Origin of the sequence: Rhodopirellula sp. JB055, assembly GCF_043100905.1 — a bacterium.
In the GTDB taxonomy this organism is placed as follows: domain Bacteria; phylum Planctomycetota; class Planctomycetia; order Pirellulales; family Pirellulaceae; genus Rhodopirellula.
The window spans coordinates 1-9,905 of record NZ_JBICHO010000037.1; the positions used below are offsets into that span (position 1 = coordinate 1).

Below are 9,905 nucleotides of genomic sequence, written 5' to 3' on the forward strand. Positions count from 1 at the left end.
CGCCTCGCTGACGCGTGGGGTTTTGAATCGCCAACGTCCCGCGCAAATGCGCAACTTCAAGAAGCTTCAGCGAGGGAAAAACGACGTTGACTTCGCCTCGCTGACGCGTCGGGTTATGTAAAAGCCAATGCCTCGCGCAAAAGCGCAACTTCAATAAGCTTCAGCGAGGGACAAACGATGTTGATTTCGCCTCGCTGACGCGTCGGGTTATGAAAAAGCTAATGTCTCGCGCGAAATCGCAACTTCAAAAAGCGTGTTGGCGGATCGCCATGTGTCTGCGGCGCGATCGCGTCTGCCCCTGTCAGTGGTCGTTTGTTTAGCGATCTTGACTGGGGCCCCTTCCGCTAGGGAGTTCAGCTTTTGTCCGTCGAGGGGATCGGAATGTTCGTCTTGAGCGTTGTCGTCAAAAAAACTGCGCAAATCCCCTATCCGTTCAAGTCAAACACTTGTGGCGGCAATTTGGGAGGCTTAGGTTTCGAGCTTGCTAGTGCTCTGCCGCGTCTCAAAGTCCGGGTAGTGGGCGAGGAATCGAGTCGCTGATTTGCAATCATGCGGAAGGATTCGCTGTCTCATTCACTTGGGTTTTGCCGGGACGATCGAGTCGAGATGGAGCGCTGCTGCTCAGACGCATCCAGATCGGTTGCGAGGGACAAATGCCTTCAGAGGGGGATCTCATGGCTCAATGGATGGTTGCGGGACGCAGCCTGGTTTGTGGAACAGGCGAAGATCGCCGATCGATTCCGCCGCGTTTTTCAAATCGCGTTTTCTTTTTGCTGGGAAATAGGAAGTGCTTGTCGTGCTTCGCTCTGGCCCTTTTGTTCTTCACGTCGGGCTCGACCGCCCAAGCGGAGTTGCCAATCATCGGCAAGGTTGCGTCAGCTCTTTCGCCGGCCCATTCCGGTCGTCCGCGAGTCATGGCCGTCAGGTCGGAGGCACCTCAGTGGCACGACAGCTTTGAAGCCGGTTGGGCTGCGGCCCGGCGATCGGGGCGTCCAATGTTGATTTTCATCACATCGAAAGATTGTCGATTCTGTGATGCGATGAAACGCGACACATTGTGTGACGCTGGAATTCAGGCTCGATTGGCGAACGGTTTCGTGCCGATTATTCTGCGACCGGACACCAACCCAGAGATCCTGGCGCGGATTCCAGTGACGACGTACCCGACGACCTTGCTGGCCCTTCCTCGCGGCAAAGTGATTGCTCACCGAGTAGGCTATCAGCCACCTGGCCTTTTTAACGAGCTGTTGGGTTTGGCACCTTCCCCTCCGAATTGATCCCACCTATGAATCGACGCATCTCCGGCATTTTGACTCCTAATATCACACCGGTGGATGACCGGGGACGCGTCGACGAAGACAAATTGCGAGGGTACGTCGATTGGTTGATCGACCACGGCGTCGATGGGTTGTATCCCAACGGCAGTACGGGCGAGTTTGTTCGCTTCACCGCGGAAGAGCGTCGACAGATTGTGCGAATCGTTGTCGACCAAGCGGCTGGCCGAGTGCCGGTTCTGGCGGGGGCGGCCGAGGCCAACGTCGATGAGACAATCGAGGCTTGCAATGCCTATGGCGACATGGGGGTTCGAGCGGTCGCGATCGTGGCGCCGTTTTACTACCCGATCAGCAGCGAAGGCGTGCACGCCTATTACGCGCGGATCGCATCAGAAGTCCGGGTGGACGTGACGCTGTACAACATCCCGATGTTTGCTTCTCCCATTGAAGTCGACGTGGTCATCCGGTTGGCGGAAGAGTACCCGCGGATCATTGGTTTGAAAGACAGTTCGGGTGATCTGCCGAACTTGATGCGAATGATGGCGGCGATTCGTCCGATACGAGATGACTTTTCGTTCCTGACAGGGTGGGACGCTTCGCTCGCTCCGATGCTGATCGCTGGCGCGGACGGTGGTACCAATGCTACCAGCGGCGTGCTTCCGGAACTGACTCGTGCGATCCACCGAGCGTGTGCGGAAGGCGATCACAAACTGGCGATGGAACTTCAGTACCTGTTGCTGCCGTTGTTTGATGCCATGATTGGATTGGGCGAGTTTCCAGAAGGGTTTCGCGCGGGGGCTCGTGCTCGCGGTTGGGACCTCGGACGCAGTCGCTTGCCGTTGTCCGACAAGCAGCAAGGTTTGGTCGCGGATGCTGAACGCGACATCAGCGCGATGGTTCAGTCCACGCAGGCCAAAATGCCAGCGACATCGGAGAAGCAATTGGAAGCCATTCAGGTGATTGCTCGCCGGGTGATGCAGCAGCTTCAAAAGTGACGCGGCAACTTGAAAAAGAACGTCGTTTGGCAAGCGAGGCGGGCCGATAAGTGAGACACATCCAAGTGGTTGCGCGGTAGGATAACCCGCCGACCTGCTTCGTTTTCACTGCATCGTGTTTTACCGTCATGGCGAACATCCGACCGTTTCGCAACTCTGATCTTCCTGGCCTGTTTGACGTTTGGATGCGTCACTGGGAGGCAGCCGGTCAGATTCCACCGGTCAGCGTTTCGATTTTAGAGCGTGCCGTGCTTTCGAGAACGTTCTTCGCACCGGGCAGTCTGCTGGTCGCAGAAGTGGACGGCGAAGTGGTGGCGTGGTGCCACCAGTTTTCGGATGACTGGCAGTCGCCGCCGCCGGAGTTGTTGGAAAGCGATTCGCCCGTTGCTGTCGATGAGGTTCCGGAGGTCGATGTGGTACCGACCTCCTTGGTCGCCGCGATTTGTTTTGCCGGAGAGGCTGGATTAGCGGTGTGCGATTCTCTGCTGATCGAAACCATGCAGCGTGCCGCCGATGCGGGGGTTCAGCGAATGTGTGTGGGGCCAGTTCGCGATGCCAGAAACGGGTATGGCGGGTTGCCTCCGATCGGGCACGGAATGGGAGTCCCGGTATCGGACGCTCGGGTCGCCTCCTTGCTTTCGCGTCATGGTTTTCACGTCGCTCGTAGTTTGCTGCGGTTGGTTGTGAACACGTCCACGTATCGGCCACCTGTCAATCGTGAGTTCCTGCAACTACGGCGTTCCACTCGAATTGACCGCCTGCCGATGCTGCCGCTGAATCATCGCACCGCGGTCGCGATGAGCCACTTCGACATGGAACGCAATGTCCTGATGGACCACCAAACCAACGAACCTCTTGCGGCGATCGATTTGTGGGTGGGCGATCCGGAAGGCCAAGTCATGGACGGTGCTCGTTCCATTTTGTCATTGCGTTTGATGCATCCGGTGGAGCTGAATGGGTACCCAGCCCCGCAGCCCAAGAAAGGTTTTGTGGCTTCGATGGCGGAGCGTGAACTGTCCACGCATGAGCAGTTTTTGGTTGCCTCGATTGTGCAGTCGCTCGCCAACCGGCAGATCTTCACGGTGGAAACGACGATCGATTCCAATGCGGTGAAGTTGAAAGATCAGTTCGCGACGTTGAAATTCAGCGAAGACGAACAAGGCCGGCAGTGGGAAAAAGACTTCGCCTGAACTTTGTGTCGAAGTTTGACCGCCAGCTCATCAAAGTCGCTTGGCTGGATCGAGTTCAGTTCGCATCCGCTTCAGCCGGTTTGACTTCGGCGAGATTGTTCCGATTGACCATCGACTGAAACAACGGCAGGTCAATCGTCTCGGAGAGAAACGTCACCGCAGCATCTCCTTTGAGGACATTGGCACCGCCGAAGTGACGGCTGCCCAATCCGCCGACGAAACTTGGGTCACCGAGTTGCTCCTCGTTCGGCAGCGAGTTGATTGGTGTTCCAGCATTGCGAAGCGTCGCTCGGGTGCCGCTCACCCAGCCAAGATCGCCTGGATACGAATGTTTTTCTCCCAGCAGGATGGTTGCTGAGATTCCATCGGGGACCTCTTCTGGTCGAACCCAAGCGTTGAGAAACAGCAATCCATCGTTCGAAGCCGTGATGGGGCTGGCCAGCGAGTGGTGCAGGCCGGCGTAGCTCGAGTTCGTGGGCGACGGATCATCCGATGAACAGCGATAAACCGGAACCATGGTTTCGCGAATCAGGCGATTGGATTCAGCGTAAACGCTTGCCGAGTAGTCGATCGACTGGAACAGTCCGACTTGGTCGACGTAGGGCAGCAGTGACGAAACCCAGTTGTGGTGATAGCCCTCCGGTTCACTAGCAATCGGTGCGGGCTGCTCAGGCGAGTCAGCCGCGGGCGTCTCGGGAGAGGGGATATCCGGCCAAAGCTGGATGGTGGCGTTGAAGGATGCGGTTCCGGTCGGCAGGTGCAATTGATCGGACGCATAGGCCTGCATGGCGAGCCCGAGTCGCATCAGGTTTTGATCGCAGTTGCTGCGGCGTGTCAGTTCACGCATGTTGCGGACAAACGGGATCGAAAGTGCCAGCAGGATCAGGACGATCAGCACCACGACAATGATTTCCACCACCGAAACGCCTCGTCTCGCGTGAATTCCCGCGGGGTTGCGAAGCGGTGATGAATGGAAAGGGTTCGTTGGATGGGGGGAGGCGGCTTTCATGCACGGATTTTATCGAGCCAAGGCGGCTTCGCGAAGATCGCTGAATCGTGATCAGGCTGCTTCTGAGTGTCCCGTGTTTCTTGGGGCGTCGTCTTCGTCATCGCTTACCCGATCAGCGTCTGCTCGGTCGTCCAGGTCGGCTGCCGAGAAGGACTCCAGCGCCGTGTCGATTGGCAGCGTCGATGGTCCCGTCTCAGATTCTGCGAGTTCGTCGGCTTCTGGTTCGGTGGGCTCAGACGCAGCGGATTCGCTCGTGGGGACGGAAGCATTCTCTTTGCCGTCGATTTCGGGCGTCGCGGGGGTGATCGATTCTGCTTCGGGAGCTGCCTGTTGGGCTGGTTCGTTCGCGTCGGACTTGTCTGAAGCTCGCTATTCCGCATCCTGCAGTTCGCCACGCGAATCGAGGTCTCTTTCCAGGCGGGCTCGCTCGCTTTCCCATTCCAGGTTCCAGGCGGCAGCGGCTTCCAATTTGGGGATTTCTGTCAACAAAGCGTCAGCGGCGTTCAAACGCCCGGTGTGCCGCAGCACGGCGGCTAGCAACAACAATGCCGGCGGGTCGCGTGGCTCGATCGATAGCCCGGCTGTCAACGCCTCTTCTGCCAACGCGTAGTTGCCCGTTAAATAGGCGAGTTGTGCTTCGGCAAATCGGTCCGGTTGGTCGCTGACTTGGCGGGGCGACAACAGCAATGGCAGTTCTCGAATCGAGCGGACTGTCAGCACAACCCAGGCAGCAGCCACGATCCAGCATGCCAACATGACCAATGCCCCGGACAACCATCCGGGATAAATGAACTTGGCGATCAGCAACGCGTTGACGACTGCGGCAAATGCGACGGACGCAGGCAGAGCCGACAACCGTCCGCGCCACCACAATTCCGACATCCCCGGCCACAGGCACGTCCAATAATGTTTCGCTTGGATCGACACGATTTCCATCGGATGACAGATACAAAATTTCGCGTCGGTGTAGCAAGTCGAAACGCGACGACCCAAGCGAGTGTCCGCCCGGTCGAGGGGAGTGGCTCATGTTGATGGACCCGGAAGCCTTTGCTGTCATCATCAGCAGCGTCCTCGGTGTTTTCTTGGTCATGGGCGTCGGTGCGGTATGCCGAATCCAGCACTGGCTGACTCATCAAGCAGATGTTTCGCTGGCCAAATTGACCGCGAAAGTCCTGCTGCCTTGTTTGTTTTTGGACCGGATCCTCGGTGATCCAACCTTGGATTCACTGGCGTCGGCGTGGTTGCCGCCAGTGCTTGGGTTTTCGATCACCACGTTCGGTTTTCTTGCCGCGTGGTACGTTGCCAAAACGGTCGGCCCCTGGGTGGGATTGAAAACCGATGCCCAGCAGCGAGCCTTTGCGCTTTGCGCGGGGATTTGCAACTACGGGTACATCCCACTTCCGCTGGCCCAGATCACTTATCCAAACGCGGAAGTCGAGATGATCTTGCACAACGTCGGTGTCGATATCGCGCTGTGGAGCGTTGGGATTGCGATTGTGACCGGCAGCAGCGGAAAGCAGCGACCGGAAAAGTCCGCGCGTCTTTGGCATCGCAATTGGGAGCGAATTCGTCCTGTTGCCACCAGTGCTCCTTTGATCGCCGTGATTGTCGCTTTGACTCTTCGTGCTAGCGGAGCGGAATCGTTGATCCCCGCATCGGTGATGCGTTCGGTGGGTTTGCTGGCGTCCAGTTCGATCCCGCTGGGGTTGTTGCTCAGCGGCGCGATTCTGGTGGATTTCTTGCGAGCGGCGGATTGGACGGGTTCGGCGCCGGTGATCGGATTGGCGGTTGGGTTCCGTCAGTTGTTCATGCCGGTTGTGATGCTGGGCATCGCGGCGGCGACCGTGACGGCCACGGACTTGAAGCAAGTCTTGTTGCTCGAGGCCGCGATGCCGTCGGCGGTGTTCCCGATTGTGCTGACCCGGCTTTACGAAGGCGACACAGCAACCGCTCTGCGAGTGGTGTTGTCGACTTCGCTGCTCGGGATCGTGTTGATCCCGGTTTGGATGGCGATTGGTGCGTGGTGGATGGCGGTTTGATTCGCGACCGCTGTCTACCAGCGAGCTTCCATTTGGCTGACGATTCGGTTCGCCAAGTCTTCAATGGCCTTTTGTGTGGCGGTGTCGATCGATTGGCCGGCTTCAGGAACAAATCGCTCGTCCTGACTGAAGAGAATCGTCAGGTCGTTCGTTGGAACGATGGAGTTCTTCATCAGCAACCGGCCCTGGCGGTCTGACCACGATGCCCGAACCTGGATGGCGGCATCGAGAGCACGCACGTAGTCGGCGTCGTTCTCGGTGAGAACGCGTTTGGTTTCGTCGATCACTTCACAACGCAGCACGGTGTCAGCAAGTGGATCGGCAGTGACCTTGTAAGGTGTTCGCAGTTCAATCTCTTTGTTCACCGCTTCTGTCAAGCGGACGCCAATGTCTTCGCGAAACGTTGCGTTGCGAATGACAGGCACATGCACCGTGCGAATGTTCTGGGGGAACAACGAGGCGTTGCCAAATTGATAAGGCGCGCAACCCGCGAGGTTCACCGCGATCAAGGTCGCGAGAACGCCGATCAGCATGGCAGGTGTGATTCGATGTGGGCGATGACTCATCGGTAGATCGACTCGTTGCGTTCGCCGGTCGAGGAATTGAATTTGGTTTCCAGCGGCGGTGACTGCCGGCTGTCCGGGAAGATTCGTTTGAGCACCATTGCGGTGACTCGTTCAGCAGGAGCGTCTGGGTAACCGGAGATGGCTTCCAGTCGCTCGCGGGCTCGGTCAGCAAAGGGCGTGTTGGGATAGTCACGCAGGATCTTTTGGTAGTGCAATCGTGCTGCGCCGTATTCCGAACGTTTCTCGCGAAAGATGGCTCGGGTGTCGAGTTTCTCTGCACGGCGGAAAGCGATTTCTGCTGCGGCGCGAGCAACCATTTCCGACGTCGCGGGATCTTGCAGTCGATCGGGGAAACGCTGGCGAGTTTGCTTGACCAATTTGTCGGCTTCTTCCAGCATCAACCCGCTGTACTGAGGACCTGCGAACAGTTCGAGTTTGCAGCGGATGCCCATCAGGTGAGCGTTGAAAAAGTGGTCGCTTTCAGGGAACGTTTCGCGAAGGTCGGTCAAGAACTCATCGGCGGTTTCGAACTCGCCCTGCCGCATGTATTCGACGGCGGCGGCCATGGTGGCGTCATCGGCCAGTCGTCCCGTTGGGTTGTCGTACCGGATTTGGTCGAGCACGCGGACGGCGTGCCCTTCGGTGTCCAGACGCGGGCGACTGGGGTCAAACAGGTTGAACTTGAACCAGTCGTCTTCGGTCGCTCTTTCCGTGTCAATCCAGTACTGCGAAATCGCGAAAGCTCTCGCGGCGGCTTGGTCGACGTGGCGGTTGTTGGGGAACTCTTTGTTCAGGCGTTCGTAGACGTCCGCTGCTTCGGGCAACTGATCGGAAAAAAACAGGCTCTCCGCTTGCATGAACATCGCGTCTTGTGCCAATGCCGTTCCTGGCTGAGCGTCGGCGGCGCGAGCGAAGATTTTTGCGGCTTGGGCGAAGTCCTTCTTTTCGGTGCCCTCGGCTTCAGCGTCACGCTGCGTTTGGTTGGCGCGGGCTGCGGCGGCACGGAACAATTGGTCTGCCTGCTGATACAATTCCCGAGCGCGTTCGGCGTTGGGTTGCTCACGCATGGTGAGGAAACGCAAGGCTCGGTCGGTCGTCTCTTTGGTTGAGTCCCAAAAAGCTTCTTGGGCCGAAAGAGAGTTCATCCCCAGCGATGGAGCAGCAAGAACAACGAGAGTGAGTAACAGTGAACGGCAAGACGTCACGAGAAGCTTCCTTCGGTCAAGTTCGAAATGACTCGTTGGAGATACTCAACTCGCTGGCTTCATCGCTAGTGCGAATCGAGCTTGCCGGGCAGGAATGCTTGCATTCGCGGAGTGTGTCCAATCAACGACTCAAGGGTGCGATTCAGCAGTCCACGCAAGTCTCGATAGACGCCGGGCGTCAGCGCAGGAATCAGGCTGTGCAACGGGAAGGTGGCCGAGACCAGAGACGTCGCGCTATGCTCAGGAGACAGCGGTGCGACTGACTGCTGTTCGCTTGGCCGCTGTTCGGCAGTGTTTTGAGTCGTGGCATCGTCTGCAGGGTCGCTGGCCAGTTTTCGCAGTGCGTCCAACGCGTCCCAACTGACCGTCATCAGGTGACTCTGAGCCGGGCGGCAGGTCTCGCAAACAACGCCACCCCCGACCAGCGAAAAGGTCGCTCGCCTTCGGCTTCGTTCCACTGCACGCCCGCAAACCGTGCAGCGGTCGGTCGCCGGCGAATGCCCTAGCAGCCTCAGGCACTGGGCGTCGAAGGCCAGCAGCGTTTCCGCGACGGGGCCATCGCCATCGATCATTCCCATCGCTGACAGGGTCATGTCGAACAATTCGTGGTGAGGATCGTCGTCATCGATCAGCAAACGCAGCATTTCCGCAATGTGGTAGCCAGCATTCAATCGGTCGAGCGAACGTTGGGCACCGCGAAAACGGCGGCGAAGTTTGGATTCGGTCAGCAAATCCAGCGTATCGCCTGGTTTATCGATCAACGTCACCGCGCACACGGACAACAGGTCCAGCGATCCTTCAAAGGGGCCCTTCAAACGCCGAGCTCCTTTGGCCAACCCGGAGATTCGTCCGAGGTCCTTCGTCAGCAAGGTCACGATCAGGCTGGTCTCGCTGAATTCCACCGTTCGCAGAACGATCGCCGTGGTGGATTGATTGCTCATCAATGCAGTGGGTTGGGGCCGACCCAAATTGGGTCATCGATTCAGCGAACAATTCAATGTAGCGAAATCAGGTCAAAGCAGCGGAATCAGGTCACCGATGAAGCCACTGCGAATGAGCGGTCGGCATCATCGCACGGACGAGCCGCCAAACGATCCGGCGGCACGGCGAAGTTTTCAGGCATTGTAGGGTACGAGTTGCGCCCGGAGGGAGTGCGAGGAACTTTGAAATACGCAGCCGTTACATGCAAATCCCATTACTCCTGCGCACCCCGTCCGGACGCAAATCGCTGCCACCAAACAAGTCCCCAACCGCGAGTGTATTCCTTTGGAAGACATACGGGGGTGCTTAGGAAACGAGTTCGGCCGCGACTTTGCGTAGTTTAACTAATGAAACATTTGGGGACACCTGCGCCCACCCGAAACATCGTATTTGTTCACGTTCGGGCGCGGATTGCAACCAAGTTTTTTCAGTGATGTCGTCAATTGGGCTGCAGTCCGCTGTGGAATCTCTCTCGCTCTCGTCCGGATCAACTGGACACTCTGGTGAAGATGGTCAGATTGATGTCACTTCGGCGGTTGGGAACGGAAGAGCGGTTGGGAACGGAAGAACTGCCCCGGGGTTCACGACCGGAACAGCGATGTGCATACTGCCAACTTCCCGTCCAATCCTGTTCTCTCAATCAAAG

9 protein-coding genes are annotated in these 9,905 nt (G+C 57.8%); 4 read left to right on the forward strand and 5 right to left on the reverse strand.

The genetic code is table 11. The features are described from left to right. The first annotated feature begins 791 nt into the window (after window positions 1–791). The 3 genes from ACF8AM_RS01345 to ACF8AM_RS01355 all read left to right on the forward strand — a co-directional run bounded on the left by ACF8AM_RS01345 (window position 792) and on the right by ACF8AM_RS01355 (window position 3,459). The gene (locus tag ACF8AM_RS01345; RefSeq protein WP_392553904.1) at window positions 792–1,277 is read left to right on the forward strand and encodes a thioredoxin family protein; all 486 of its coding nucleotides are present in this window, start codon (window positions 792–794) and stop codon (window positions 1,275–1,277) included. 8 nt (window positions 1,278–1,285) lie between these two features. Continuing rightward, window positions 1,286–2,269 carry a dihydrodipicolinate synthase family protein gene (locus ACF8AM_RS01350; RefSeq protein WP_392553905.1) on the forward strand — a complete coding sequence of 328 codons (984 nt, stop codon included), beginning with the start codon at window positions 1,286–1,288 and terminating at the stop codon, window positions 2,267–2,269. 128 nt (window positions 2,270–2,397) lie between these two features. Then, on the forward strand, window positions 2,398–3,459 hold the full coding sequence (locus ACF8AM_RS01355; protein ID WP_392553906.1) for a hypothetical protein: 1,062 nt from the start codon (window positions 2,398–2,400) through the stop codon (window positions 3,457–3,459). 55 nt (window positions 3,460–3,514) lie between these two features. Here the strand turns inward: ACF8AM_RS01355 and ACF8AM_RS01360 are convergent, their stop codons facing one another. Both ACF8AM_RS01360 and ACF8AM_RS01365 read right to left on the reverse strand, forming a co-directional pair. Further along, window positions 3,515–4,468 (reverse strand): DUF1559 domain-containing protein, encoded by a 954-nt coding sequence (locus ACF8AM_RS01360; protein WP_392553907.1) that lies wholly within the window; start codon window positions 4,466–4,468, stop codon window positions 3,515–3,517. Between the two features lie 369 nt (window positions 4,469–4,837). Then, window positions 4,838–5,395, reverse strand: coding sequence for a tetratricopeptide repeat protein (locus tag ACF8AM_RS01365; RefSeq protein ID WP_392553908.1), 558 nt, complete (start codon window positions 5,393–5,395; stop codon window positions 4,838–4,840). A gap of 98 nt (window positions 5,396–5,493) precedes the next feature. On the opposite strand from ACF8AM_RS01365, the gene ACF8AM_RS01370 reads away from it, so the two are divergent. Then, window positions 5,494–6,507 carry an AEC family transporter gene (locus tag ACF8AM_RS01370; protein WP_392553909.1) on the forward strand — a complete coding sequence of 338 codons (1,014 nt, stop codon included), beginning with the start codon at window positions 5,494–5,496 and terminating at the stop codon, window positions 6,505–6,507. Window positions 6,508–6,521: 14 nt separating this feature from the next. On the opposite strand, the gene lptE is transcribed toward ACF8AM_RS01370, so the two are convergent. The 3 genes from lptE to recO form a co-directional block, all read right to left on the reverse strand. Next, window positions 6,522–7,073 (reverse strand): LPS assembly lipoprotein LptE, encoded by a 552-nt coding sequence (gene lptE, locus ACF8AM_RS01375; RefSeq protein ID WP_392553910.1) that lies wholly within the window; start codon window positions 7,071–7,073, stop codon window positions 6,522–6,524. Beyond that, window positions 7,070–8,218 carry a tetratricopeptide repeat protein gene (locus ACF8AM_RS01380; RefSeq protein ID WP_392553911.1) on the reverse strand — a complete coding sequence of 383 codons (1,149 nt, stop codon included), beginning with the start codon at window positions 8,216–8,218 and terminating at the stop codon, window positions 7,070–7,072. Before ACF8AM_RS01380 ends, lptE begins: the two co-directional genes overlap by 4 nt. A gap of 125 nt (window positions 8,219–8,343) precedes the next feature. Further along, window positions 8,344–9,219 (reverse strand): DNA repair protein RecO, encoded by an 876-nt coding sequence (gene recO / locus ACF8AM_RS01385; RefSeq protein ID WP_392553912.1) that lies wholly within the window; start codon window positions 9,217–9,219, stop codon window positions 8,344–8,346. Window positions 9,220–9,905 lie beyond the last annotated feature (686 nt).